Source organism: Burkholderia sp. PU8-34, assembly GCF_053427725.1.
In genome coordinates, this window is record NZ_JBSAXC010000008.1 from 181,845 (window position 1) to 207,434 (window position 25,590).

26 protein-coding genes and 2 pseudogenes are annotated in these 25,590 nt (G+C 66.6%); 7 read left to right on the forward strand and 21 right to left on the reverse strand.

Annotation, left to right across the window (positions count from 1 at the left end):
- Positions 1-70 precede the first annotated feature (70 nt).
- The 3 genes from waaC to waaA are packed head-to-tail and all read left to right on the forward strand — an operon-like array spanning position 71 to position 3,371.
- The gene (waaC, locus tag ACV22Z_RS20375; protein WP_448078096.1) at positions 71-1,066 is read left to right on the forward strand and encodes a lipopolysaccharide heptosyltransferase I; all 996 of its coding nucleotides are present in this window, start codon (positions 71-73) and stop codon (positions 1,064-1,066) included.
- Between the two features lie 21 nt (positions 1,067-1,087).
- A complete protein-coding gene (locus ACV22Z_RS20380) occupies positions 1,088-1,972 on the forward strand; it encodes a Kdo hydroxylase family protein (RefSeq protein WP_448078097.1) in 885 nt (294 codons plus the stop codon).
- 37 nt (positions 1,973-2,009) lie between these two features.
- Positions 2,010-3,371: a lipid IV(A) 3-deoxy-D-manno-octulosonic acid transferase gene (gene waaA / locus ACV22Z_RS20385; RefSeq protein WP_448078098.1), complete on the forward strand. Its 1,362-nt coding sequence runs from the start codon at positions 2,010-2,012 to the stop codon at positions 3,369-3,371.
- A 215-nt stretch (positions 3,372-3,586) separates the two neighbouring features.
- On the opposite strand, the gene ACV22Z_RS20390 is transcribed toward waaA, so the two are convergent.
- The 17 genes and pseudogenes from ACV22Z_RS20390 to urtA form a co-directional block, all read right to left on the reverse strand.
- The gene (locus ACV22Z_RS20390; protein WP_448078099.1) at positions 3,587-3,856 is read right to left on the reverse strand and encodes a hypothetical protein; all 270 of its coding nucleotides are present in this window, start codon (positions 3,854-3,856) and stop codon (positions 3,587-3,589) included.
- Between the two features lie 265 nt (positions 3,857-4,121).
- Positions 4,122-4,639: pseudogene (locus ACV22Z_RS20395) on the reverse strand (DUF2778 domain-containing protein).
- Between the two features lie 13 nt (positions 4,640-4,652).
- Positions 4,653-5,138, reverse strand: coding sequence for an Hcp family type VI secretion system effector (locus ACV22Z_RS20400; RefSeq protein ID WP_448078100.1), 486 nt, complete (start codon positions 5,136-5,138; stop codon positions 4,653-4,655).
- Between the two features lie 144 nt (positions 5,139-5,282).
- A complete protein-coding gene (gene ureG, locus ACV22Z_RS20405) occupies positions 5,283-5,930 on the reverse strand; it encodes an urease accessory protein UreG (RefSeq protein ID WP_448078101.1) in 648 nt (215 codons plus the stop codon).
- 17 nt (positions 5,931-5,947) lie between these two features.
- Positions 5,948-6,628, reverse strand: coding sequence for an urease accessory protein UreF (locus ACV22Z_RS20410; RefSeq protein ID WP_448078102.1), 681 nt, complete (start codon positions 6,626-6,628; stop codon positions 5,948-5,950).
- The gene (gene ureE / locus ACV22Z_RS20415) at positions 6,615-7,280 is read right to left on the reverse strand and encodes an urease accessory protein UreE (protein WP_448078103.1); all 666 of its coding nucleotides are present in this window, start codon (positions 7,278-7,280) and stop codon (positions 6,615-6,617) included. Before ureE ends, ACV22Z_RS20410 begins: the two co-directional genes overlap by 14 nt.
- Positions 7,281-7,304: 24 nt before the next feature.
- Entirely contained in the window at positions 7,305-9,011 is a 1,707-nt protein-coding gene (gene ureC, locus ACV22Z_RS20420) for an urease subunit alpha (RefSeq protein ID WP_448078104.1), read from the reverse strand.
- Positions 9,012-9,037: 26 nt separating this feature from the next.
- Positions 9,038-9,343, reverse strand: a complete 306-nt coding sequence (locus ACV22Z_RS20425; RefSeq protein WP_448078105.1) for an urease subunit beta — start codon at positions 9,341-9,343, stop codon at positions 9,038-9,040.
- Between the two features lie 10 nt (positions 9,344-9,353).
- Positions 9,354-9,656 (reverse strand): urease subunit gamma, encoded by a 303-nt coding sequence (gene ureA / locus ACV22Z_RS20430; protein WP_006048588.1) that lies wholly within the window; start codon positions 9,654-9,656, stop codon positions 9,354-9,356.
- Between the two features lie 258 nt (positions 9,657-9,914).
- Entirely contained in the window at positions 9,915-10,790 is an 876-nt protein-coding gene (locus ACV22Z_RS20435) for an urease accessory protein UreD (RefSeq protein ID WP_448078106.1), read from the reverse strand.
- Between the two features lie 139 nt (positions 10,791-10,929).
- Complete coding sequence (locus ACV22Z_RS20440) at positions 10,930-11,799, reverse strand: nucleotidyl transferase AbiEii/AbiGii toxin family protein (RefSeq protein WP_448078107.1); 870 nt, start codon at positions 11,797-11,799, stop codon at positions 10,930-10,932.
- Positions 11,787-12,854 carry a hypothetical protein gene (locus tag ACV22Z_RS20445; RefSeq protein ID WP_448078108.1) on the reverse strand — a complete coding sequence of 356 codons (1,068 nt, stop codon included), beginning with the start codon at positions 12,852-12,854 and terminating at the stop codon, positions 11,787-11,789. Before ACV22Z_RS20445 ends, ACV22Z_RS20440 begins: the two co-directional genes overlap by 13 nt.
- A 145-nt stretch (positions 12,855-12,999) precedes the next feature.
- A complete protein-coding gene (gene urtE / locus ACV22Z_RS20450) occupies positions 13,000-13,692 on the reverse strand; it encodes an urea ABC transporter ATP-binding subunit UrtE (protein ID WP_448078109.1) in 693 nt (230 codons plus the stop codon).
- Between the two features lie 4 nt (positions 13,693-13,696).
- The gene (urtD, locus tag ACV22Z_RS20455) at positions 13,697-14,581 is read right to left on the reverse strand and encodes an urea ABC transporter ATP-binding protein UrtD (protein WP_448078110.1); all 885 of its coding nucleotides are present in this window, start codon (positions 14,579-14,581) and stop codon (positions 13,697-13,699) included.
- Positions 14,578-15,762: an urea ABC transporter permease subunit UrtC gene (gene urtC / locus ACV22Z_RS20460; RefSeq protein WP_448078111.1), complete on the reverse strand. Its 1,185-nt coding sequence runs from the start codon at positions 15,760-15,762 to the stop codon at positions 14,578-14,580. The genes urtD and urtC overlap by 4 nt, the downstream gene beginning before the upstream one ends.
- 57 nt (positions 15,763-15,819) lie before the next feature.
- The gene (urtB, locus tag ACV22Z_RS20465; RefSeq protein WP_448078112.1) at positions 15,820-17,439 is read right to left on the reverse strand and encodes an urea ABC transporter permease subunit UrtB; all 1,620 of its coding nucleotides are present in this window, start codon (positions 17,437-17,439) and stop codon (positions 15,820-15,822) included.
- 124 nt (positions 17,440-17,563) lie between these two features.
- The gene (gene urtA, locus ACV22Z_RS20470) at positions 17,564-18,871 is read right to left on the reverse strand and encodes an urea ABC transporter substrate-binding protein (protein WP_448078113.1); all 1,308 of its coding nucleotides are present in this window, start codon (positions 18,869-18,871) and stop codon (positions 17,564-17,566) included.
- Positions 18,872-19,189: 318 nt separating this feature from the next.
- Here urtA and ACV22Z_RS20475 point away from each other — a divergent pair, with 318 nt between their 5' ends.
- Positions 19,190-20,518, forward strand: a complete 1,329-nt coding sequence (locus tag ACV22Z_RS20475; protein WP_448078114.1) for an aminotransferase class III-fold pyridoxal phosphate-dependent enzyme — start codon at positions 19,190-19,192, stop codon at positions 20,516-20,518.
- Positions 20,519-20,685: 167 nt separating this feature from the next.
- Here ACV22Z_RS20475 and ACV22Z_RS20480 read toward each other — a convergent pair whose 3' ends face one another.
- The 4 genes from ACV22Z_RS20480 to hemN form a co-directional block, all read right to left on the reverse strand.
- Positions 20,686-21,009: a rhodanese-like domain-containing protein gene (locus tag ACV22Z_RS20480; RefSeq protein ID WP_448078115.1), complete on the reverse strand. Its 324-nt coding sequence runs from the start codon at positions 21,007-21,009 to the stop codon at positions 20,686-20,688.
- An 11-nt stretch (positions 21,010-21,020) separates the two neighbouring features.
- The gene (locus ACV22Z_RS20485; RefSeq protein WP_448078116.1) at positions 21,021-21,674 is read right to left on the reverse strand and encodes a protein-L-isoaspartate O-methyltransferase family protein; all 654 of its coding nucleotides are present in this window, start codon (positions 21,672-21,674) and stop codon (positions 21,021-21,023) included.
- A 103-nt stretch (positions 21,675-21,777) separates the two neighbouring features.
- Positions 21,778-22,035, reverse strand: coding sequence for a hypothetical protein (locus ACV22Z_RS20490; RefSeq protein WP_448078117.1), 258 nt, complete (start codon positions 22,033-22,035; stop codon positions 21,778-21,780).
- 75 nt (positions 22,036-22,110) lie between these two features.
- A complete protein-coding gene (gene hemN, locus ACV22Z_RS20495) occupies positions 22,111-23,499 on the reverse strand; it encodes an oxygen-independent coproporphyrinogen III oxidase (RefSeq protein ID WP_448078118.1) in 1,389 nt (462 codons plus the stop codon).
- A 169-nt stretch (positions 23,500-23,668) separates the two neighbouring features.
- On the opposite strand from hemN, the pseudogene ACV22Z_RS20500 reads away from it, so the two are divergent.
- From ACV22Z_RS20500 to ACV22Z_RS20510, 3 genes and pseudogenes are all read left to right on the forward strand, one after another.
- Positions 23,669-23,968 (forward strand): annotated as a pseudogene (locus ACV22Z_RS20500) (YkgJ family cysteine cluster protein); the annotation flags it as partial.
- Positions 23,969-24,081: 113 nt separating this feature from the next.
- Positions 24,082-24,663 (forward strand): DUF1439 domain-containing protein, encoded by a 582-nt coding sequence (locus ACV22Z_RS20505; RefSeq protein WP_448078119.1) that lies wholly within the window; start codon positions 24,082-24,084, stop codon positions 24,661-24,663.
- Positions 24,664-24,741: 78 nt separating this feature from the next.
- A complete protein-coding gene (locus ACV22Z_RS20510; protein ID WP_448078120.1) occupies positions 24,742-25,572 on the forward strand; it encodes an undecaprenyl-diphosphate phosphatase in 831 nt (276 codons plus the stop codon).
- The last annotated feature ends 18 nt before the right edge of the window (positions 25,573-25,590 follow it).

Genomic DNA, 25,590 nt, shown 5'->3' on the forward strand with positions numbered 1-25,590 from the left:
CTGGCCGGCCGGGCGCGATAAAATCGCGTCTTTATGCCTGTTGCCGGCTGCTCGCCGGCGTTTTTTCAGCGTGCAAAAGATCCTGATCGTGCGCGTATCGTCGCTGGGCGACGTCGTGCACAACATGCCGGTGATCGCCGACATCCGGCGGCGCCATCCCGATGCGCAGATCGACTGGCTCGTCGAGGAGAGTTTCGTCGACCTCGTGAAGCTCGTCGACGGCGTGCGCAACGTGCTGCCGTTTTCGCTGCGCCGCTGGCGCAAGAAGCCGTTCTCCGGCGCGACCTGGCGCGAGATCCGTGCGTTCCGCAAGCAGCTCGAGGCCGAGCGCTACGATCTCGTGATCGACTGCCAGGGGCTCATCAAGACCGCCTGGGTCGCGAGCTGGGCGCGCGGGCCGCTCGTCGGCCTCGGCAACCGCACCGACGGCGCCGGCTACGAATGGCCCGTGCGCTTCTTCTACCGCAAGCGCGTGCCGATCGAGCCGCGCACGCATGTGATCGAGCGTTCGCGCCAGCTCGTCGCGGCCGCGCTCGGCGATCCGGCGCCGACGCCTGCCGATCCGGTCGACTTCGGCCTCGACACGGCCACGGCGTCGCGCGCGGTCGCCGAACTCGGCCTGAACCTGCCGGTGCCGTACGTCGTGTTCGTCCATGCGACGTCGCGTGCCGACAAGCAATGGCCGGACGCCGCGTGGGTCGAGCTCGGCCAGTCGCTCGTGCGGCGCGGCGCGTCGCTCGTGCTGCCGTGGGGCAATGACGCGGAGCGCGCGACGAGCGAGCGGCTCGCGAAGGAGTTCGGCGCGGCGGCGATCGTGCCGCCGAAGCTGTCGCTGCCGGCAGTCGTCGGGCTGATCGACGGCGCGGCGGCAACCGTCGGGGTTGATACAGGTCTGGTTCATATCGCGGCCGCGCTGAAGCGTCCGACCGTCGAACTGTACAATTTCGCGACGGCCTGGCGCACGGGCGGCTACTGGTCGCCGAACGTCGTCAACCTCGGCACGGCGGGGCAACCCCCGTCGATCGCGCAGGTGAAGTCGGCGCTCGCGGGCTTCGGCCTCCTGTAACGCATGCATTCCGAAGCGATCATGAGCGAATCCCAGATCATCGAAGTCTCGTCCGCCGACTGGCGCGGTCACAACCTGTCGGTGCCGCGCGAGCAGCTGCTCGCCGCGGTCGAAGAAGGCAAGGTGCTGTATTTCCCGCACCTGCGCTTCGCGATCGAAGGCGGCGAGGAAGCGCTGCTCGATCCGGCGCTCGCCGATCCGAAACGCAAGAACATCAGCCTCGCGCCGAACGGCGGCGCGCTCGCCGGCGTGCTCGGCGACAGCGTCACGCAATCGGCGGTGCGCGCGCTCGTCGCGCGCTTCCAGCAGCAGGCTGGCTCGCTCGTCGACGGCCTCTTTCCCGAATATCGCGGCAAGCTGCGCGTCGCGCCGACGAGCCTGCGGCTGATGCAGGTCGAGACGCGCCAGACGTCGTGGCGCAAGGACGACAGCCGCCTGCACGTCGACGCGTTCCCGTCGCGCCCGAACTACGGTGAGCGGATCCTGCGCGTGTTCACGAACGTCAATCCGGCCGGCGCGCCGCGCGTCTGGCGGGTCGGCGAGCCGTTCGAGACCGTCGCGAAGCGCTTCCTGCCGCGCATCCGGCCGCAGCTGCCGGGCTCGGCGTGGCTGCTCAAACTGCTGCACGTGACGAAGACGCCGCGCAGCGCGTACGACCACCTGATGCTGAACCTGCACGATGGCATGAAGGCGGATCTCGACTACCAGAAGACGTGCGCGCAGGAAACGATGCCGTTCCCGCCGGGCAGCGTATGGATCTGCTACTCGGACCAGACGTCGCACGCGGTGATGTCCGGCCAGTTCATGCTCGAGCAGACTTTCTTCCTGCCGGTCGATGCGATGGTCCGCCGCGAATGCGCGCCGCTCGGCATTCTCGAGCGCCTGACGGGCAGGGCGCTGGTTTGAGCGCGCGCCGCAGTCAACGTCACGGGGTGGCCGCTTCATGCTGAGGGCGATCTATCGCGCACTGTGGTGGCTCATCGCGCCGATCGCCGTCGTGCGTCTCTACGTGCGCTCGCGCAAGGAGCGCGGCTATCGCGAGCATATCGGCGAGCGCTTCGGCTACGGCCCGGGCCGCGCACCGGACGAGCGCACGCCGCTGATCTGGGTGCATGCGGTGTCGGTCGGCGAGACGCGCGCCGCGCAGCCGCTGATCGAGGCGCTGATGAAGGCCCGCCCCGACGCGCGCATCCTGCTCACGCATATGACGCCGAGCGGCCGCGCGACCGGCGAGCAGATCTTCGGCGACTGCGTGCTGCGCTGTTACCTGCCGTACGACATGCCGGGCGCGGTGCGGCGCTTCCTGCACGCATGGCGGCCGACGCTCGGCCTCGTGATGGAAACCGAGGTGTGGCCGACGCTGATCGACGAGTGCCGTCGCGCGGAGGTGCCGCTCGTGCTGACCAACGCGCGGATGTCGGCGCGCTCGCACCGGCGCGCGGCGAAGTTCGGGGCGGCGACGCGCGACGTGTTCGGCGGCTTCTCGCGCGTGCTCGCGCAGAGCCCGGCCGACGCGGAGCGGCTGACGTCGCTCGGCGCGCGCCAGGTGACGGTGCTCGGCAACCTGAAGTTCGACATGACGACGCCGCCGGAACTCGCGGCGCGCGGCCATGCGTGGCGCGACGCGATCGGCACGCGGCCGGTGTGGGTTGCGGCCAGCACGCGCGAGAACGAGGAGGCGCTGGTGCTGCAGGCGTTCGCCGCGATGCACACGCCCGGTGCGCTGCTGATCCTCGTGCCGCGTCATCCGCAACGCTTTGCCGAGGTCGAGGCGCTGGTCGAGCGCAGCGGGTTCAAGTGCGTACGACGCTCCGCGTGGGCCGCCGACGCGGCCGCGCTCGCGGCCGGCCGGCCGGCCGCCGAACCGTTGCCGGCCGACGTGACGGTGCTGCTCGGCGATTCGATGGGTGAGCTCGGCGCGTACTACGCTGCCGCCGACGTCGCGTTCATCGGCGGCAGCCTGCTGCCGCTCGGCGGGCAGAACCTGATCGAGGCCTGCGCGGTCGGCGTGCCGGTGCTGATCGGCCCGCACGTGTTCAACTTCACGCAGGCGACCGCCGATGCGGTGGCAGCCGGTGCCGCGCTGCAGGTCGAGGATCCGCTGGATCTCGCGCACGTGCTCGACACGCTGCTTGCCGACAAGGCGCGGCGCATCGCGATGGGCGCGGCGGGCGCGGCGTTTGCCGCGCGCCATCGCGGCGCGACCGCACGCACGGTCGACGTGCTCGCGGCGCTGCTGCCGCCGGCCGAGAACGGCACGCATTCGACGCAGGACGGGCAGGACGCTCAGGGCAAGTATGTGTAGCGACTTGCAATTGAGCGCGTCGCGCTCGAATTATCTGCAATCAGCCGAAGAACTAAGATCGTGTTCGGTGAACCTTGAGTCGGGTAAGTGCGCGCGTGGCCTTCTGTCCACTTGTAGGGAGTATCCGGGACATGGCGACATACGACGCGATCGAGCGAGCAGGTCGATAAACGATGCGATTTTGAAAGACCTACGGATTCGGTCATTCTCAGCCGCTATTTCTCGACATGCTTTTTCCCGCGGTAGTGTCGCCACATCCACATGATCACTATGTAGGCGAGCACTGCCACGATCAGTTCGATAGTTATCCACCCCCCGATATACAAATCCTCGGGATCGCGGACACCGAGCCAATCCGAAGCACGCCACCATGCGCGCGCTTCGGATGGCGTCCATTCATGGTATGGCCGGACATAACGAAGTGAGAGAAGAAACAATCCGACAAACAGCGCGACCTTGAATAGCCTGCGGACAAGAGAGGTCATTCTCGGGCGCTATTTCTCAACATGGTTTTTTTTGCCGAGATAGTGCCCCCACAGCCTCATGATCGCCATATACGCAAACGTTGCCACGAGCAGATTAGTCAGCAGGACGAGCGGAATGTATAGATCATCGGGGTCGCGAATGCCAAGCCGATTTGCAACGTATAGCCAAGCGAGCGCTTGGCTTTCTGGCATTGGTATAGGATATGTGTGGACGTACGGTACGGAGAGGCAGAACAGGCCTACGAACAGCGCCACCTTGAACAGTCTACGGACAAGTGTTGCCATACGTGATGACCTCAATTGTTCCGTATGCGTTAAGCCCTGAATTACCGGCAGGAATTTTCTTGGTATGCAACAGCGCCGTGCGGATTCTCAGGAAATCGACACGACTCGGCAGTGTAATGCAGCCAATTGAAATGCCCTGACCACCGGCGGATGCAATCGAAACTGTCCGCGCTTGGCACCATTAATTCGCGTTTCATCGTCAATCATTCCGTCATCTCGATACAACGCGAACCATTCGCTATGGTCTACCGGACTCCCAATCGCCGAATTAACTGTGTCCTTTATCGAGGCCCAAGCGCGAGACCCAACACCGCCTGTAGGACGGTCAACGATCCAGTATTTACCGGCAGGAATCGGACCATTGTCGGGCACCGCCGTACAGCCACCCCGATTCCGATAGACGCCGTTGCCAGAGAACGCATCGAACGTACCCAAACCATCAATGGTAAGGGGCGACAAAAAATTGTTACTCACCAGAAATCTGCCGGTATAAGCCATTGACTGCTCCCGCTTATCCGATGTCATTCCATGAATCGGTGTATTTGATATTGCCGTCGAGATAATGCCACGTAATGCGCTCATACATCATGGAGACCGCTTCGACGTGATTGAGTGCGGATGCCTGCGACAGTCTGGTATTGGCCATGCCGGGGTTGATGCCGCAGACTTTAACGCCTTCGAGCAGCATCACGAAATACACCTCTTCTCTCCCGGCATCATCGATCCGATACCACTTGATTTCGGCCGATTGCAGCGTTTGCCCCTTCGCCACAGCCTTGTAAAGATACGGGGTCGCTGCGTCGAACTCCTTTTCGAACGCAACCGGTGAATGTGTACGCTTGCCGGTGATCTTGCCATTAGCGGCATCAACCGGCAGATTTACACCGTGGCCAAAACTGATAATTTCAATGCTTCCTTCGCGGTCCTGGACGGTTGACGAGCCTTTGATGTCTGCGCCGCCATCATCCTTAAGCCACATATGTGCGGGAATCGGCATATCGAAAATCCTTACTGTGAAATATAAATGTAAGGAAATGATGCTAGCCGAGTTCAATCGGATTCACAATGTCGCTGGAGACTCTTCGGCAGCGGACTCGCTTCAGCGTTCGCAAATGCTAGGTATTTCTGCCTGGACACTTATTCAAACCGTCAACAATCCCTTCTTCTCGATGAACGCGACGACGTCCGCGACGCCTTCGAGCGCCTTCAGGTTCGTCATCACGTACGGGCGCTCGCCGCGCATCTTCTTCGTGTCGGACGCCATCACGTCGAGGTTCGCGCCGACGAGCGGCGCGAGATCCGTCTTGTTGATCACGAGCAGGTCGGACTTCGTGATGCCGGGGCCGCCCTTGCGCGGAATCTTCTCGCCGCCCGCCACGTCGATCACGTAGATCGTCAGGTCCGACAGCTCGGGGCTGAACGTCGCCGCGAGGTTGTCGCCGCCCGATTCGATGAACACGATGTCCGCGTCCGGAAAGCGCGCGAGCATCCGGTCGACGGCCTCGAGATTGATCGATGCGTCCTCGCGGATCGCGGTGTGCGGGCAGCCGCCCGTCTCGACGCCCATGATCCGTTCCTCGGGCAGCGCACCCGCGACGGTCAGCAGGCGCTGGTCTTCCTTCGTATAGATGTCGTTGGTGATCGCGACGAGGTCGTAGCGCTCGCGCATCGCCTTGCACAGCATTTCGAGCAGCGTGGTCTTGCCGGAGCCGACCGGGCCGCCGATGCCGACGCGCAGCGGCGGCAGTTTCTTCGTGCGGCGGGAGGATGAGATGTGAGGTGCGTTCATCGTGTGTTGCGTCGGAGTCAGGAGCGGAACAGCCGCGAGTATTGGGTTTCGTGCCGCGCGGACAGGATGCCGAGCTGCGGCGCGAATGTGTTGATTGCGTCGGGCGGCGTCGCGAGCGCGCGCTGCACGGCCGCGGCGATTGCGCCGCGCAGCGCGACGAGGATCTTCTGGCCCGCGAGCTGGCCGAGCGGCACCGCCTTCAGCGCGGCGGCCGTCTGGTTCTCGACCCAGCCGAACGCATACGCGGCGAGTGTCGCGTCGGCGCTCGCATCGTGCGCGGCTGCGGCGTAAGCGAATGCAGTCGGCAGCGCGATCTGGGAGATCGACGACAGCGTCGCGCGGCGCGCGGCATCGCCCCATTCGAGCGACGTGCACAGCTGCGCGAGCGACCAGCCCATCTGCTCGGTCTCGCGGCGCAGTTCCGCCGATTCGCGGCTCGCGACGAACCACGCGTTGTCGCGCGCGAGCGTGTCGGCATCGTGCGTGCGCCAGCGCGCGAGCTGGTGCGCGAGAAACGGCAGTTCGCCGTGCGCGAGCACGTCGGTCAGGCCGCTCGCGATCCAGTCGCGCGCGGTGTCGGCATCGCGGATCAGGTTCGCGTCGAGTGCCGCTTCGAGACCCTGCGAATAGCTGAACGCGCCGATCGGCAGCGCCGGCGACGCGAGGTGCAGCAGCGCGACGAGCTCAGTGGTGTTCATGACCGTTGCCATGCCCGTGCGTGCATCCCGGACCATGCTGATGATCGTGATCGTGATCGTGATCGTGATCGTGATCGTGATCGTGATCGTGATCGTGCGAGTGCGAGTGCGAGTGCGAGTGCGAGTGCGAGTGCCCGTGGTGTTCGCCGAACACCTGCTGCGCGAGTGCGTAGTCTTCCGCGAACGTCGCGTCGTGGCCGTGCTTGTGGCCGCCGCCGTACGCGCCGGCTTCCGGCTGGAACGGCGCGTCCACCTGCTCGACCTGCGTGCCGAGCCGGCGCAGCATGTCGGCGAGCACGGGGTCCGCTTCGAGCAACAGGCAGCCGTCGCCGATCTCGACCGGCGTGTGGCGGTTGCCGAGGTGGTACGCGGCGCGCATCAGCGTCAGCGGATCGGGGGCGCGCACGCGCAGCACCGTTTCCGGTGCGGCGGCGACGCGCACGAGCGCGCCGTCGTCGGCGACGAGCACGTCGCCGTCGCGCAGCACGGTGCCGCGCGGCAGCACGAGCGCGACTTCTTCACCGGTGTCGAGCGTTGCCGCGAGGCGGCTCTTGCAGCGGGCGTCGTACGGGAGCGTGAGCGTCGGCGCGCGCGCGACGAGGGACGCGGCCAGCTTCACGTTCGGGGCAATGCGTTTGTCGATGGTGCGCATAAGACAGGAACCGGGAACCGGAAATCAGAACAGGAAATAGCGCTGCGCCATCGGCAGCACGGTGGCCGGCTCGCAGGTGAGGAGCTGGCCGTCGGCGATCACGTCGTACGTTTCGGGATCGACGCTGATCGCGGGCCGCCATGCGTTGTGGATCATGTCGGCCTTCGTCACGTTGCGGCAGTTGCGCACCGGCACGATCCGCTTCGCGAGCCCGTAGCGTTCGGCGATGCCGGCGTCGGCCGCCAGCTGCGACACGAAGGTCAGCGACGTGCGTGCGAGCGCGCCGCCGCGCGTCGCGAACATCTCGCGGTAGTGGACCGGCTGCGGCGTCGGGATCGACGCGTTCGGATCGCCCATCTGCGCCATCGCGATCATCCCGCCCTTCAGGATCATCGTCGGCTTGATGCCGAAGAACGCGGGCTCCCACAGCACGAGGTCCGCCCACTTGCCGGGCTCGATCGAGCCGACCTCGTGCGCGATCCCGTGCGTGATCGCCGGGTTGATCGTGTACTTCGCGACGTAGCGCTTCGCGCGGAAGTTGTCGTGGCGCGCGCTGTCTTCCGGCAGCGCGCCGCGCTGCACCTTCATCTTGTGCGCGGTCTGCCAGGTGCGGATGATCACCTCGCCGACGCGGCCCATCGCCTGCGAATCGGACGACAGCATCGACAGCGCGCCGAGATCGTGCAGGATGTCCTCGGCCGCGATCGTCTCGCGGCGGATCCGCGATTCGGCGAATGCGAGATCCTCGGCGATCGACGGGTCGAGGTGATGGCACACCATCAGCATGTCGAGGTGCTCGTCGAGCGTGTTGATCGTGTACGGGCGCGTCGGGTTGGTCGATGACGGCAGCACGTTCGCCTCGCCGCACACCTTCAGGATGTCGGGCGCATGGCCGCCGCCCGCGCCTTCGGTGTGGTACGTGTGGATCGTGCGGCCCTTGAACGCGGCGACCGTCGATTCGACGAAACCGGCTTCGTTCAGCGTGTCGGTGTGGATCGCGACCTGCGTGTCGGTGTCGTCGGCGACGGACAGGCAGTTGTCGATCGCGGCGGGTGTCGTGCCCCAGTCCTCGTGCAGCTTCAGCCCGATCGCGCCGGCCGCGATCTGCTCGACGAGCGGCTGCGGCAGGCTCGCGTTGCCCTTGCCGAGAAAGCCGAGGTTGATCGGCCAGCCGTCGGCAGCCTGCAGCATCCGCTCCATGTGCCACGGGCCCGGCGTGCAGGTGGTCGCGTTGGTGCCGGTGGCGGGGCCCGTGCCGCCGCCGAGCATCGTCGTCACGCCCGATGCGAGCGCCTCGTCGATCTGCTGCGGGCTGATGAAGTGGATGTGCGTGTCGATGCCGCCCGCGGTCACGATCAGCCCTTCGCCGGCGATCACTTCGGTCGCCGCGCCGATCGGAATCGTCACGCCGGGCTGGATGTCAGGGTTGCCGGCCTTGCCGATCGCGGCGATGCGGCCGTGCTTGATCGCGATGTCGGCCTTCACGATGCCCCAGTGGTCGAGGATCACCGCGTTGGTCACGACGGTGTCGGGCACGTCGGCGGCGACGCGCTGCGACTGGCCCATGCCGTCGCGGATCACCTTCCCGCCGCCGAATTTCACTTCCTCGCCGTAGGTCGTGCAGTCGCGTTCGATTTCGATCAGCAGCTCGGTGTCGGCGAGACGGATGCGGTCGCCCGTCGTCGGCCCGAACATCTCCGCGTACGCGCGGCGGCTCAAGCGTAGTGTCATGTCGTCGTAGTCCTGAAGCGGGGCGCTCAGAGCGGCCCCATCACCTTGCCCTGAAAACCGTAGACGGCGCGATCGCCCGCGAGCGCGACGAGTTCGACGGTGCGTGTCTGGCCGGGCTCGAAGCGCACGGCCGTGCCGGCCGCGATGTTGAGCCGGAAGCCGCGCGCGGCCGCGCGGTCGAACGACAGCGCGTCGTTGACTTCGAAGAAGTGGTAGTGCGAGCCGACCTGCACCGGGCGGTCGCCGGTGTTCGCGACGGTCAGCGTGATCGTCGCGCGGCCCGCGTTCAGTTCGTGCTCGCCGTCGTCGGTGAGGATTTCGCCGGGGATCATGCGCAGTGCCTCACGGAATCGGGTGATGGACGGTGACGAGCTTCGTGCCGTCGGGGAAGGTCGCTTCGACCTGGATGTCGGGAATCATTTCCGGCACGCCTTCCATCACGTCGTCGCGCGTGAGCAGCGTCGTGCCGTAGTGCATCACCTCGGCGACGGTCTTGCCGTCGCGCGCCGCTTCCATCAGCGCGGCGGTGATGAACGCGACCGCTTCCGGATAGTTGAGCTTCAGGCCGCGCGCGCGGCGGCGCTCGGCGAGCAGTGCTGCCGTGAAGATCAGCAGCTTGTCTTTTTCTCGGGGAGTCAGTTTCATGAAGGCAGGCGTTCAGGAAAACGTAATGTCCGTCGTTGCTTAGTGAGCGGGATGCGGCGCGCGTGCGGATGAACGCTTCATCATAGCGCCGCGCCGTTGCGCGTGCCGCGAGCGTCGGATAGTCCGACGAATAGCGAGCAAGGCGCATGCCATGCACGCAGAACGGGGGCGGATGCGCTGCTGTGGTGCGGAATGCCTGCGGGTCATGCCGCGTCATGTGCGGCGCTGCATCGAAATGGTGCGTTCTGGCGCGTGCGCTCAGGTCTGCCACAACCGCAGCGGCTGCGCGGCGACGCCGTGCACGATCGGGCGCAGGTGCAGCCAGCAGTCGGCGAAGTGCCGCTGCAGTACCTCCATCGACACCGCGAGCGCGCGCACGAGCACGATGCCCGGGCTCACGCAGGTCGCACCCGCGCGCAGCGTGTCGTCGAACGGCATGCGCGCGGCGAGCGATTCGGCCAGCGCGGCATCGCACGCGGCGCCGGCCGCCCACAGCGTGCCGTAGACCGGAAAGCCCGCGAGAACCTGAGGCGCCCCGCGCAGCGTGTCGTTCGCGTCGAGCAGCGCGCGTTCGGCCCAGAGCGGCTGGCCGGCGGCATCGACGAGCGTCGACGTCGACGCGATGCGGCCCGCCGCCCACGCTTCGCCGGCCGCCTGCCGGCCGAGCTGCGTCGCGTCCCAGCCGAGCGCGCTGGCGCCCGCGCCGAGCGTCAGCGTGAAGTCGAGCGACGCATGCGCGGCGTCGAAGAACAGGTTGTTCTGCGGCAGCCAGTCGAGCTTCGCGTGATCGCCGAGCACGATGCCGATGCGCTGGCTCGCGCCGAGGCCGTTCGACTTGTACCACTTGGTCGCGCCGGGCGTCGTCAGCACCGCGTGCGTGCCTTCGCCGAGCGCAACGTCGAGATCGAGCCGGTCGCCACCCGCGACGCCGCCCGGCGGATGGACGATCACCGCATGGCAGATCGCGTCGCCTTCCGGGTACAGCGGCCGCTGCACGCGCAGCGGGCCGTCGTGCAGCCGATGGACGAGCGTCGTGCGCGCGCCGTGCCGTTCGAAGCCGAGTTCGAGGCGGGCGTGCCATGACTTGGCGACGGCGGGGCGGGACAGCGGCGCGTGGGAATCGTGGGCGGACATGGGCAGGGAGCTGCGCGGGAACGTAGATGCTACAGGAACAAAAAACAGACGCCTCATGTGACCGGCAATGCCGCGTGTCCGGAAGGCGACATGCAATCGTGGCAATCGTTTTCTCACGGCGCGGGCTTTTCGTTCCCGGCTATGTTCGCAACCCGAGTTCCCGTAATAGTGCGTCCACCTGTCCGAATGCATCCTGCTGCCATTGCTCCGGCGTGCGATCACCGAGAATGCGCGTGTCCGTGACGAAGCGTCGAACTGAAGTCGGGCCAAATCCGTCCGGTGCGTCGAACTTCTCCGCAATGTAGCGGAATCCGGTCAATCCGCTGTCGAAGGCGAGCAAAGGACGACAGGCCTTCGCAAGTCCGTCGACGCCGCCGGGGTAGTTGCGAACGCAGAAATAGACGTCGTATGCGTCCTTCTGCTTGAGTCGACCGTTCAGCGCGTAGCCTTTCATCGCGAGCAGAGCGGGAATTGAGCAAACGGCTACCTCGACCGTGTTCGTGCCGCCGCTCGGCATCGGTCCGGAGATCGCCGTCATCTGGTAAAAACGTGTCGCAAGATCGGCGCCGTCTGCGCGTTGGACCGCGAAGTTATCGAGCGGAGGTGGAATACGCTTTTCGATTTCAGCATGACGAGGCATCAGAAAATCGACGATCACGTCGATCGGCGGACCGCCGTCGGTCGTCTCGACATGCCGTACGAGCTGGAAACGTCTCAGCGTTTCGCGCTGTTCGTAGCCGTTCCCCATCAGCGCGTCGATCAAGGCGACATATGCCGTGTCCGCGAGCGCTTCGGCATCGAGGCTCAGATCGATATCGATGGTGCCCACGTGGTGCATTTCGTCGTTGTCGAGCAGCAGCCAGGGCACTGCTCCCCCCACCACCGCGAACTTGCCTTTGAAACTGCCGAGGATCTGACCGATTTCGATCAAGACGGATTTGACTGCAGCGGTCGTCCGGTCGTCGTAATCTGCGGCGGACTGTGGCTCCCGAGGTGTCAGTGTTGCCATGTCATTGTTGCTTCACGTAGATGGCGGGCGGCTTCTTCGCCACGTCCACCCGCCAGGGTGAGATCAAGGTATGTCTGGACCGGGCTTGTGCAGATGGCGCCGGCAGCGGGCTCGACCGTGTCGGCAAGTACGCCTTCGTCCTTGACGAGTGTGATGACGACATTTTCACCGCTCGTCACGGGCTTCAGTTTCAATGCGGCCGCTAATCGGTCGAAACCTGACTTCGTTGCGTAGAAGTACTGGGTGGGCGAGCGGCCATATGGCGCAATCCAGTTTGCTGCCGAGAACGACGCGAATGCCGCGGCGGCAGGCTTTTCCGACCCGCCCGAGCCCAGTATTTCGCGCGCGGCGCTTTCCAGTGCGGCGCCATGCAGCACCGTGTAAAGCGCGTGGTACTCGCCCGCCGGAGCTTCGTAGCTGTCGCGCCATGCATCGATCAGCGCATCCGGTTGCGGCAGGTAGATCCCGTCACGTGTCGTCGCTGCCCATTCTCGGTCGAGCAGACCGGCGCGCACATTGCTGACTTGCCCAACGCTGACGCCGGTGGCGTTAGCGAGCTCCGTGACTTTCCACGACCTGTTCGGATCGCGCAGCATCGTTCGAAGCACCTGCGCCGACTTCGGCTTGAACAGGGATTTCAGTTCGCGACGTTCAGTAGCGGGGCGCTCGGTTACCTGTCGTTCGATGAAAACGCCGCCGAACGTGATCTGCGCATTCCCTTCGATATCGAGGTAGCCGACGTGATGTTGTTGGCACAGCGCTCGGGTGCCCGGTGAAAAATAAGGCGCGATGAGTATCGGCACAATGTCCGGTGTCCCGCGGGCCGCGTGTTCGCGGATCTGCAGCAGCGCGTGCTTGACATAGCGCGGCTGCCCGTTCGGCAGCAACTTACAGAGCAGCCGATAGGGTTTGCCGGCCGCGCGAATATCGGCGATGAGATCTATGCCGAGGTCGCTCATCTGCCGTTCCGCACGGATGTCGTCGACGTCGACGATCGGTACGCGCGATAGGACCTGTTCCAGCGCGTCGCGTCCCCGGATTTCGATCTCGTTCACTGGATTACAGTCATTCAACATTTGCTGAATGATAGGATTTCAGTGAAATTTGTCAAGATTTCACTGGAAACGCAGATTTCAACAAATGCTGAAATGAGTCTTTTGACTGAAATCCGGCGCCACGCCCGTGGTTGACGCAGCCTTGTTACACCGCAATCAACTCCCGCACCCCGTTCGTTTCCATGTCCTTCGCTTCCCCGCCCGCGACGATCTCTCCCCGGCTCATCACCCAGTAGCGATCGGCGATCGAGCGCGCGAAATCGTAATACTGTTCGACGAGCAGCACGGTCATCCTCGATTCGTCGACGAGCTGCCGCAGCGTGCGGCCGATGTCCTGGATGATCGACGGCTGGATGCCTTCGGTCGGCTCGTCGAGGATCAGCAGTTGCGGCTCGCTCATCAGCGCGCGGCCGATCGCGAGCTGCTGCTGCTGGCCGCCCGACAGGTCGCCGCCGCGCCGCGTGCGCATGTCCTTCAGCACCGGAAACAGGTCGTAGATGCGGTCCGGCACTTTCGACGGCGCACGGCGGCTCGCCGCGCCGACGAGCAGGTTCTCTTCGACGGTGAGGCGCGGAAAGATGTCGCGGCCCTGCGGCACGTACGCGAGCCCGGCCGCGACGCGCGCATACGGCGGCAGCGCGCCGAGCGTCCGGCCGCGCCACGACACCGTGCCGCTCTTCGCGGCGACGACGCCCATCAGGCAGCGCAGCAGCGTCGTCTTGCCGACGCCGTTGCGGCCGAGCAGCACCGTCAGCCTGCCGTCGTCGGCGGCGAGCGTCACGTTGCGCAGGATATGGCTGCCGCCGTAATACTGGTTCAGCGAGTCGATTGTCAGCATCGCATCAACGTCCGAGATAAGACTCGATCACCGCGTCGTCGCGCTTGACCTGATCGAGCGTGCCTTGCGCGAGCACCGCGCCTTCGGCCATCACCGTGACCCGGCCCGTGTCGCCCGCGAGCGCCGCGACGAACTCCATGTCGTGCTCGACGACCATCATCGAGCAGGTGCCCCGCAACGTGTTCAGCAGTTCCGCGAGTTCCATCGTCTCGTGATCGGTCATGCCGGCCGCGGGTTCGTCGAGCAGCAGCAGCGCCGGACGCTGCATCAGCAGCATGCCGATCTCGAGCCGCTGCTTCTGCCCGTGCGACAGTTCGCCGGCCGCGCGGAACGCATGCGTGTCGAGACCGATCAGCGCGAGCGTTTCCTCGATCTTCGCCTGCGCGGCCTTGTCGAGCCGTGCGCGCAGCGACGCGAACCAGCCCTTGTCGGTCTGCATCGCGAGCTCGAGGTTTTCCCACACCGGGTGCTGCTCGAACACCGTCGGCTTCTGGAACTTGCGGCCGATGCCCGCGCGCGCGATTTCCGGCTCGCTCATTCGCGACAGGTCGAGCGTCTGGCCGAGAAACACCTTGCCGGCGTCGGGGCGCGTCTTGCCGGTGATCACGTCCATCATCGTCGTCTTGCCCGCGCCGTTCGGGCCGATCACGCAGCGCAATTCGCCGGCATCGATCGACAGCGACAGCTTGTTCAACGCGCGGAAGCCGTCGAAGCTGACCTCGATGTCCTCGAGATAGAGGATCGTGCCGTGCGACGTGTCGATCGCGCCGGGCGTGACGACGCGTCCGAGCGACGCGGTGCCGCTGACGGCTTGCCGGTCGGCCAGCTCCTCGGCAAGCCGTTCGGCGTCGCCCGGGTGCACGAAGTGGTAGAGCGCGGTTCCGTTCATGCGCGTGTTCCTTTCGCGATGGCGGCCTCGACGAGGCCCATGATCCCGCGCGGCAGCAACAGCGGCACGAGCACGAAGATCAGGCCGAGGAAGAGCAGCCAGTACTCGGCGAAGTACGCGGTGAACACGCTCTTCGCGCCATTGACCGCGAACGCGCCGACGATCGGCCCGATCAGCGTGCCGCGACCGCCGACGGCGACCCAGATCGCCATCTCGATCGAATTGCCGGGCGACATCTCGCCGGGATTGATGATGCCGACCTGCGGCACGTACAAGGCGCCTGCAATGCCGCACAGCACGGCCGACACGGTCCACACGAACAGCTTGTACGCGAGCGGGCTGTAGCCGAGAAACATCAGCCGCGTCTCGCCGTCGCGCACCGCGGTGACGACGCGCCCGAGCTTGCTCGTGACGATCGCGCGCGCGCCGACGAACGCGAGCACGAGCGTCGCGAACGTCAGCAGGAACAGCACCGTGCGCGTGCCGGGCGACGTGATCGGGAAACCGGCGATGCGCTTGAAGTCGGTGAAGCCGTTGTTGCCGCCGAAGCCGGTTTCGTTGCGGTAGAACAGCAGCATCGCGGCGAACGTCATCGCCTGCGTGATGATCGACAGGTACACGCCCTTCACGCGCGAGCGGAACGTGAAGAAGCCGAACACCCACGCGAGCACCGCCGGCACGAGCACGACGAGCGCGAGCGCGTAGGCCAGATGCTGCGTGCCGCTCCAGTACCACGGCAGCTGGTGCCAGTCGAGAAACACCATGAAGTCGGGCAGCTCGCTGCCGTACTTGCCGTCGCGGCCGATCTCGCGCATCAGGTACATGCCGATCGCATAGCCGCCGAGCGCGAAGAAGAGGCCGTGGCCGAGGCTCAGGATGCCGCAGTAACCCCATACCAGGTCGAGCGCGAGCGCCGCGATCGCGTAGCACATCAGCTTGCCGGTGAGCGTCATCGCATACGCGGACAGGTGGAAGGCGCTCGTTTCCGGCGCGACGAGCGCCGCGAGCGGCACGCCGACGCCGATCGCGATGCACAGCACGACGAGCGCGAGCCACGCGCGGCGCGACAGCAGCGCGGGGCGCGGCGGCAGGCCGAGCGCGAAGCCGTCGGCCGTGCGTGCGGCGGCGGGGGCCGGTGCCGTGGCGGCGGAATTTGACAGGGAATTCGTGATGGACGTCATGCCGGTACTCCGGTGCATGCCGGGGCGTTCCCGGCGCGTGCGGGTTGTTTCATCAAGTCAGGCCTCCGCGCTGCGTCCCTTCAGGGCGAACATGCCCTGCGGACGTTTCTGGATGAACAGCACGATCATCACGAGCACCGCGATCTTCGCGAGCACGGCGCCCCAGAACGGCTCGATCGCCTTGCTGACGAGGCCGAGCCCGAAGCCGCCGAGCACGGTGCCGGCGATTTGCCCGACGCCGCCGAGCACGACCGCCATGAACGAATCGATGATGTAGTTCTGGCCGAGATCGGGGCCGACGTTGCCGATCTGCGACAGCGCGCAGCCGCCGAGGCCCGCGATGCCGGCGCCGAATGCGAACGCATAGGCGTCGACGCGCGCGGTCCTCACGCCGACGCAGGCAGCCATCCGCCGGTTCTGCGTGACCGCGCGCACGAACAGGCCGAGCCGCGTCTTCGTCAGCACGGCCCACGCGATGAACACCACCGCGAGCGCGAACGCGAGGATCGCGAGCCGGTTGTACGGCAGGATCAGGTTCTGCATAACGGTCACGCCGCCGCTCATCCACGACGGGTTCACGACCTGCACGTTCTGCGCGCCGAACAGCATGCGCGTTGCCTGGATCAGGATCAGGCTGACGCCGAACGTCGCGAGCAGCGTCTCGAGCGGGCGGCCGTAAAGATGCCGCAGCACGAGCCGTTCGAGCACGATGCCGACGAGCGCGGCCGCCGCGAACGACGCCGGCACCGCGAACAGCGGATACCAGTCGAACGCGGCCGGCGCGTAGCGCTGGATCAGCGTCTGCACGACGTAGGTCGCGTACGCGCCGATCATCAGGAATTCGCCATGCGCCATGTTGATCACGCCGATCAGCCCGTAGGTGATCGCGAGGCCGAGCGCCGCGAGCAGCAGCACGCTGCCGAGCGACAGGCCCGCGAACAGCGTGCCTGCGATCTCGCCGCGCCGCTGCAGCGAATGCAGCGTGTCGAGCCCTTGCTGCGCGGCGTCGCGCACGCGCGCGTCGGGTTCCGCGAAACTGCCGTCCGCGTTCTTCGCGACGAGCGGACGCAACTGCTCGATCATGTCCATATCGTGGCGCGCGGCGACGACCTGCACCGCTACGAGGCGCTTCGCGGGATCGGCGTCGTGCAGCGCGGCGATCGCCCACAGCGCATCGAGGCGGCGCTTCAGGGACGGGTCGGTTTCCTTCGCGCGGGCGCGGTCGATCATCGGCTGCAGCGCGGGATCGGGGGACTTCAGCAGCGCGTCGATCGCGTCGCGCCGCGTCGAGACGTCCGGCGACGCGAGCGCGAGACCGGACAAGGCGCCTGCGATCTTCGTGCGCAGCAGGTTGTTCAGCATCACCGGCTGCGCGTCGCCGGGCGGCGCGGCGGCCTGCGTCAGCGCGTCGTGCGCGATGTCGCCGGTCTGGATCAGGATGCGGCCGTCGTCGGTCGCGAGCGCGTCGCCGGTCGACAGCGCGCTGAGCAGCGTGACGGACCGGGCGTCGCCGTCCGCCGAGAGCCGCTCGATTGCGGCGGTCTTGGCGTCGAAGTCGTCGCCGGCGAGCGCGGCGGTGTCGGCGGCCGTCACCGCGAACGCGGCGCGCGGCACGATGCCGGCGAGTGCCGCGCACGCGACGAATGCGATGGCGGCTCGGCGTAGGGGAGTGGGCATCGGGCTGTCCTGGCAGGCGTGAAGAATGGGTGTCGTGCGTGGATCGCGAAGCGCCGGGGCGGACCATGACGCCAAGCCATCCGCGGCTGGAGCGCCAGGCGTCCGCGTGGCGCTCCAGCCCGCATCAGGCCAGCACCGCGCGCTGCCGGCGCAGGAACGCCGGAATCGAGCTGACGATATCCGGCTTCCCTTGGTTGCCCGCGATGAACGGGCTCCACGGCTGCGCGCGAATCGCGGTCTTGGTCTTCCACACGACGTTGAACTGCCCGTCGCCGCGGATCTCGCCGATCATCACCGGCTTGTGCAGGTGATGGTTGCCGTCCATCGTCAGCGTGAAGCCCGACGGCGCGGCGACGCTCTGGCCGATCATCGCGACGCGCACCTTGTCGACGTCGGTGCTCTTCGCCTTCTCGACCGCCTGCTTCCACATATGGATGCCGACGAAGGTCGCCTCCATCGGATCGTTGGTCACGCGCTTCGCGCCGCCGGGCAGGTTGTTCGCCTTCACCCACGCGGCGAACTGGTCCTTGAACTTCGTGTTCGACGGGTTCTTCACCGACATGAAGTAGTTCCACGCGGCGAGGTGCCCGACGAGCGGCTTCGTGTCGATCCCGCGCAGCTCTTCCTCGCCGACCGAGAACGCGACGACCGGCACGTCGGTCGCCTTGATCCCCTGGTTGCCGAGCTCCTTGTAGAACGGCACGTTCGAATCGCCGTTGATCGTCGAGATCACGGTCGTCTTGCCGCCCTGCGAGAAGTTCTTGATGTTCGCGACGATGGTCTGGTAGTCGCTGTGGCCGAACGGCGTGTAGACCTCCTGAATGTCGGCGTCCTTCACGCCCTTCGATTTCAGGAACGCGCGCAGGATCTTGTTCGTCGTGCGCGGATACACGTAGTCGGTGCCGAGCAGGAAGAAGCGCTTCGCGCCGCCGCCCTCGGCGCTCATCAGGTACTCGACGGCCGGGATCGCCTGCTGGTTCGGCGCGGCGCCCGTGTAGAACACGTTGCGCGACATTTCCTCGCCTTCGTATTGCACGGGGTAGTAGAGCAGGCCGTTCAGCTCCTCGAACACCGGCAGCACCGACTTGCGCGACACCGACGTCCAGCAGCCGAACACGCACGCGACCTTGTCCTGCGTGAGCAGCTGCCGCGCCTTCTCGGCAAAGAGCGGCCAGTTCGACGCGGGATCGACGACGACCGGCTCGAGCTTGCGGCCCATCACGCCGCCGCTCTTGTTGATGTCGGCGATCGTCATCAGCGCGGTGTCCTTCAGCGACGTCTCGGAGATCGCCATCGTGCCGGACAGCGAATGCAGGATGCCGACCTTGATCGGGCCCGTGCCCGCATCGGCGGCGTGCGCGAACGGGCTCTTGCCTGCCAGCGCGAGCGCGCCGGCCATCGATCCGAACTTCAACAGACTGCGACGTTTCATCGAGTTCCCCTTGACGTGTTGAATTTGCGTGCGCCGGTGCGGCGTCGACCGTCGGGGTTTACGCAAGGCATGTGCCAGTCGCGCGCATGCACGGCGGACGTGCCTCGCGCGGGCGGCGGCGCGGTGCGCGTGATGCGTCGTGCGGCACGGATGGGCCGTTGCGGTGCAGTATCGCGGGCACAATTGGTGCACGGTTGTGCTTCACCGTTTCGATGCTTACACTCGGGTTTCGACTTGCGTCGCATCAGGTTTTCGTACCACGCCGGCGCGCCGCGTCGCCACGCTGCCGCGCCGATCGAACACAACGAGGAGCCGCCCATGAGTCAGCAGCAATCGAACCCCCCCGATCTGTCCGCGTTCTGGATGCCGTTTACCGCCAACCGCCAGTTCAAGGACGCGCCGCGGCTGCTTGTGTCCGCGAAGGGGATGTACTACACGTCGCACGACGGGCGGCGCATTCTCGACGGCACCGCGGGGCTCTGGTGCGTGAACGCCGGGCACGGGCGCGACGAGATCGTCGCGGCGGTGAAGGCGCAGGCGGAGGAGATGGATTTCGCGCCGACGTTCCAGATGGGGCATCCGAAGGCGTTCGAAGCGGCGACGCGGATCGCCCGCCATACGCCCGGCGACCTCAAGCACATCTTCTTCACGAACTCCGGCTCGGAGGCGGTCGACACCGCGCTGAAGATCGCGCTCGCGTATCACCGTGCGCGCGGCGAAGGGCAGCGCACGCGCTTCATCGGCCGGGAGCGCGGCTATCACGGCGTCGGCTTCGGCGGGATCTCGGTCGGCGGGATCGCACCGAACCGCAAGGCGTATTCAGGCGCGCTGCTGCCGTCGGTCGACCACCTGCCGCACACGCTGAACATCAACGAAGCGGCGTTCTCGAAAGGGCAGCCCGCGTGGGGCGCGCATCTCGCCGACGAACTCGAGCGGCTTGTGACGCTGCACGACGCATCGACGATCGCCGCGGTGATCGTCGAGCCGGTCGCTGGCTCGACCGGCGTGCTGATCCCGCCGAAGGGTTATCTCGCGCGGCTGCGCGAGTTGTGCGACAAGCACGGCATCCTGCTGATCTTCGACGAGGTGATTACCGGCTGGGGCCGGCTCGGCGCACCGTTCGCCGCGCAGTTCTTCAACGTGACGCCCGATCTGCTGACGATGGCGAAGGGCACCAACAACGCGGCGGTGCCGATGGGCGCGGTTGCGGCGAGCGACGCGATCCACGACACGATCGTGAACGGCGCGCCGGCCGGCATCGAGCTGTTCCACGGCTATACGTATTCGGGGCATCCGCTCGCGGCGGCCGCCGCCTGCGCGACGATCGACCTGTACGAGCGCGACAAGCTGTTCGAACGCGCCGCGCGGATGGCGCCGGTGTTCGAGCGCGAGATCCACAAGCTGAAGGACGCGCGCCACGTGATCGACGTGCGCAATCTCGGCCTCGTCGGCGGCGTGGAACTGAAGCCGCGCAACGGCAAGCCCGGCGCGCGCGCGTACGACGTGTTCGTCAGGTGCTACCAGAAGGGCGCGATGGTGCGCTATACGGGCGACATCCTTGCGTTCTCGCCGCCGCTGATCGTCGAGGAGGCACAGATTGCCGAGCTGTTCGCGATCGTCGCCGAGGCGCTGAAGGAAACGGAGTAACGCGGGAGGATCAGACGGGCGCGCGTGGCGCGCCCGTTGTTGCGGTGGCCGGATGTGGCCGGCGAGGTGCGGCCGGCCAGGTGCAGCCGCTGGGGCATGGCCGGCAACCTGCGCCTGCACCCGACGTCAGGCAGCACGCAGCGGCGCGCGACGCGCCGCCGGGCAGGTCAGTAACGCGGCACCGACGGATCGACGTCGCGCGACCACGCGTCGATGCCGCCCTGCAGGTTGTAGAGCTTCGTGAAGCCGCGCGATTCGAGGAACATCGCGACCTGCGCGCTGCGCATTCCGTGATGGCAGACGCAGACGATCTCGGCTTCGTCGTCCAGTTCCTCGCTGCGCGCGGGAATCTGCTGCATCGGGATCGATACGCTGCCGGCGATCTGCGCGGTCGCGATTTCCCACGGCTCGCGCACGTCGAGCACGACGGGCGCGGGGCGGGTCTTGTCGGCAAGCCAGTCCGCGAGCATCGCGGGCGTCAGGATCTGCATGGCGCCGCCGCTCAGAACTTGAAGCGCGACGGCTCGATCGCGTTGACGAGGTGGTCGACGTAGGTTTCGAACACGTCGGCGACGCGGTACTGCTTGTCGTCGATGCGCGTGATGATCTGCGCCTTCATCACCGGACGGCCGCCGACGAATGCCGACAGGCGGCCGCCGATCTTCAGCTGCTCGAGCATCTCCTGCGGCACGACGGGCAGGCCGCCGGCCACGCAGATCACGTCGTACGGCGCCTTTGCCGGCCAGCCGCGCGACCCGTCGCCGAGCACGACCTCGGCGTTCGTCACGCCGTTGTTGTGCAGGTTCACTTCCGCGAACTTCGCGATCGTCGGATCGATTTCGACCGCCGTCACGTGCTGCGCACGATGCGCGATCAGCGCCGTCAGGTAGCCCGAGCCCGCGCCGATCACCAGCACGTTCTCGTGCTTCTTCACCGTGAGTTCCTGCAGCACGCGTGCCTCGACGCGCGGGAACAGCATCTTGTGGCCGCCGGGCAGCGGCAGTTCGAGGTCGGCGAATGCCAGGTCGCGGTATGCGGCCGGGACGAAATTCTCACGCTTGACGATCGACAACAGGCCCAGGACTTCCAGATCCAGCACGTCCCACGGACGGATCTGCTGTTCGATCATGTTGAAACGCGCTTGTTCGATATTCATGGTGTGGTCGTGCAGCCTGGTCGGCTATCAGCGTGGATAGAAAAACTTGTCGATTGTACCAAACAGGGCGGGCCGCCGGCCTTCAGAAGCCCTGCAATGGAGCTTATCGCTTGCTGTTCTTGATCTGCGCCTCGAACGCGAGGTCGAGCTTGCTCGCCTTGCGCGGCTTTTTGGGGCCAAGTTCGTCGACGAACTTGACGAACGCGTCCAGCGGCAGCGGCTCGCAGCGTTTTTCGGCCGTGCCGCCCGAGCGGTCGACCAGGTAGAAAAGGCCGCCCGGCATCGCGACTGCTGCGAAGTGCGGGTTGCCGGCGCGGGTTTTCAGGCGTTCGACCGCGTGGGTCGCCTTGGTGGTGCGCATGGTGCGGGTTCTGCAACGGACATGAGGCCCACACTTTATCAACAACCGGCCGCGCATGCGCGGCCGGCGGCGGGTTCAGACCGTGCGCGAGTAGCGCTGCCGCGGCGCGCCGTCGAGATACGCGTCGAACGCCATCGCGATGTTGCGCACGACCATCCGGCCGGCCGGGTGGATGGTCAGGCGGTCGCCCGCGATCGTCAGCAGCCCGTCGCGCTCGAACCCGAGCAGCGCGTCCAGCTCGCGCGCGAAATGGTCGGCGAAGCGAATGCCGTGCGCGGCCTCGACGTGCGAGAACGGCAGCTCGAGATTGCACATCAGCTGCGTGATCACGTCGCGGCGCAGCCGGTCGTCGGCCGTGAGGCGCACGCCGCGCGCGATCGGCAGCCGGCCCGCATCGAGCGCCGCGCCGTAGGCGGGGAGGTCCTTCGCGTTCTGCGCATACACGTCGCCCACCTTGCCGATCGACGAAACGCCGATGCCGATCAGGTCGGTGTCCGCGCGCGTGCTGTAGCCCTGGAAATTGCGCTGCAGCGTGCCGTTGCGCTGCGCGGCGACGAGCTCGTCGCCCGGCCGCGCGAAGTGGTCCATGCCGATGTACACGTAGCCGGCCGACGTCAGCATGTCGATCGCGAGCCCGAGCAACGCGACGCGGGTCGCGGGCGACGGCAGCGTCGCGTCGACGATCTGCCGCTGCATCTTGAACAGGTGCGGCATGTGCGCGTAGCCGAACACCGACAGCCGCTCCGGCGCGAGCTCGATGATCGTTTCGAGCGTGCGGCCGAAGCTCGCGACCGTCTGGTGCGGCAGCCCGTAGATCAGGTCGACGCTGACCGACTGAAAACCCGTCGTGCGCGCGGCGCTCAGCAGGTCGGCCGTCATCCCGACCGGCTGGATCCGGTTGATCGCCTGCTGGACGGCCGGATCGAAGTCCTGCACGCCGAGGCTCAGCCGGTTGAAGCCGATCGTGCGTAGGTGGACCAGCGTGGCCGGCGTGACCGTGCGCGGGTCGATCTCGATCGAGAACTCGGCGTCGGCGTCCGGCGCGAGCGAGAAATGCTCGCGGGTCGCCGCCATCAGCTCGGCCGTCTCGTCGTCGGACAGGAAGGTCGGCGTGCCGCCGCCCCAGTGCAGCTGCGTGACGGGGCGCGCGGGGTCGAACAGCGCCGCTTGCAGCGCCATCTCGCGCTTGAGCTGGTCGAGGTACGGGCGCGCGCGGCGATGATTGCGGGTCGCAATCTTGTTGCAGCCGCAGTAGAAGCAGGCCGTGTTGCAGAACGGGATGTGGAAGTAGAGCGACAGCTCGCTCGACGATGCGCCCGGGTCGCCCGCTGCGCGCACGTAGTCGGCGGGGTCGAAGTCGTCGCGGAACTGCAGCGCCGTCGGGTACGACGTGTAGCGCGGCCCGTTCGCGCCGTACTTCGCGAGCAAATCGGGACGGAACAAGGTGTCGGCAGAGCTCATCATGGTCTCGCACTTTTAGATGCTTTCGAGTATATAAACGCGCGATTCGCCTGCATTGTGTAATAACGTCGCAGCCGGGGATGGCACAATGCGGGGTGCGGCAGCCGGACGCGGAAAGCGGCGCCGCGTCAGTTTCCGTTGTTCCGTTCGAGAGAGCCGAGTGTCCGTCGAAATGCCTGCCCGCCCGGCGCTTGCCGATATCCCGCCGCCGCATGCGTGCCGCGAGGGGTGCGGCGCGTGTTGCATCGCGCCGTCGATTTCCAGCCCGATTCCGGGGATGCCGGGCGGCAAGCCGGCCGGCGTGCGCTGCGCGCAGCTCGGCGACGATCTGCGCTGCCGGATCTTCGGCCGGCCGGAGCGCCCCGCGTGCTGTTCGGGGCTGCAGCCGTCGGCGGAGATGTGCGGCGCGTCGCGCGCCGACGCGCTCGCGTGGCTCACCCGGCTCGAAACCGCGACGCAACCGTCGCGCCCGTCCAGCTTTGCATCGGACCAGAGTGCGCCGCATGGGACGGGGGTCAGTGCTGACGCACCCACTCCCGTCGACAAAGCGCTGAAGCGCCAACTCGGGTCCACAGGAGATCCAGCATGACCGCCAGTCGCGCGCTCAGCCGCCGCCGCTTCCTCGTCGCATGCACCGCCGTCGTCGGCGTGTCGGTGTCGCTCGCCGCGTGCGCGTCGACGTTCCCGTTCATTCCCGATCACTACACGTTCTCGCGCGGCGACGTGCAGAAGGCCGTCGCGCGCAAGTTTCCGTACCAGAAGACCGTCGCGCAGGTCGTCGACGTGTTGCTCGTCAATCCGGTCGTCGGCCTGCTGCCGGACCAGAACCGCGTCGCGGTGCAGCTCGACGCGCAGTTCGCGAGCCCCTTCCTGCGCGGGCCGGTCAATGGCAAGTTCACGGTGTCCGGCCAGCTCGCGTACGACGCGCCGAGCCGCTCGGTCGTCATCAAGGCGCCGGCCGTCGACAGCGTGACGCTCGACGGCGACGCACAGGCCTACACGCAGCAGATCGGCGCGGCCGCCGGCATGATCGCGACCCAATTGCTGACGAACTATCCGATCTACACGTTCAAGCCGGAACAGCTGCAATTCGCCGGCGTGAATTACGAACCCGGTACAATCACCATCCTTACAAACGGCATACGCGTGGCGATCGTCGAGAAGTGACGTCGCGCCGCGCGCGGCCGGGCGGGCCGCGGCGGCGATGCGGCCCATTTCTTCGACCACTTCGAAACTGGGCCACGGATGGACTGGATACTGATCTGCAAGGCATTGCTCCTCGGCGTCGTCGAGGGGCTGACGGAATTCCTGCCGGTGTCGAGCACCGGCCACCTGATCGTCGCGGGCAGCTTCCTGAGCTTCAACGACGCGCAGGAGAAGACCTTCGACGTCGTGATCCAGTTCGGCGCGATCCTCGCGGTGTGCTGGGAGTATCGCCGCCGGATCGCGTCCGTCGTCGCCGGGCTGCCGGGCCGGCCGGATGCGCGGCGCTTCGCGCTCAACGTCGTGATCGCGACGATTCCCGCCGTTGCGCTCGGCCTGCTGTTGGAAAAGAAGATCAAGGCCGCGCTGTTCTCGCCGGTGCCCGTCGCGTTCGCACTCGTCGTCGGCGGCGTGATCATCCTGTTGGCCGAGGCGCGGCAACGCGAGCGCGGCGAGACGCCGCGCGTGCAGTCGGTCGATGCGCTGACGCCGCTCGATGCGCTGAAGGTCGGCCTCGCGCAGTGCTTTGCATTGGTGCCCGGCATGTCGCGCTCCGGCTCGACGATCATCGGCGGGATGCTGTTCGGTCTCGACCGGCGCGTCGCGACCGAATTCTCGTTCTTCCTCGCGATTCCGATCATCTTCGGCGCGACGCTGTACGAAACCGTCAAGGACTGGCACGCATTCACCGTCGATTCGCTCGGCCTGTTCGCGCTGGGGCTCGCGGCGGCATTCGTCAGCGCATTCGTGTGCGTGCGCTGGCTGTTGCGCTACGTCGCGTCGCACGACTTCACCGTGTTCGCGTGGTACCGGATCGCGTTCGGGCTGTTCGTGCTGTTGGTGGGTTACAGCGGCTGGCTGAACTGGGCGTAAGACGGGGGCAGCGCGGGC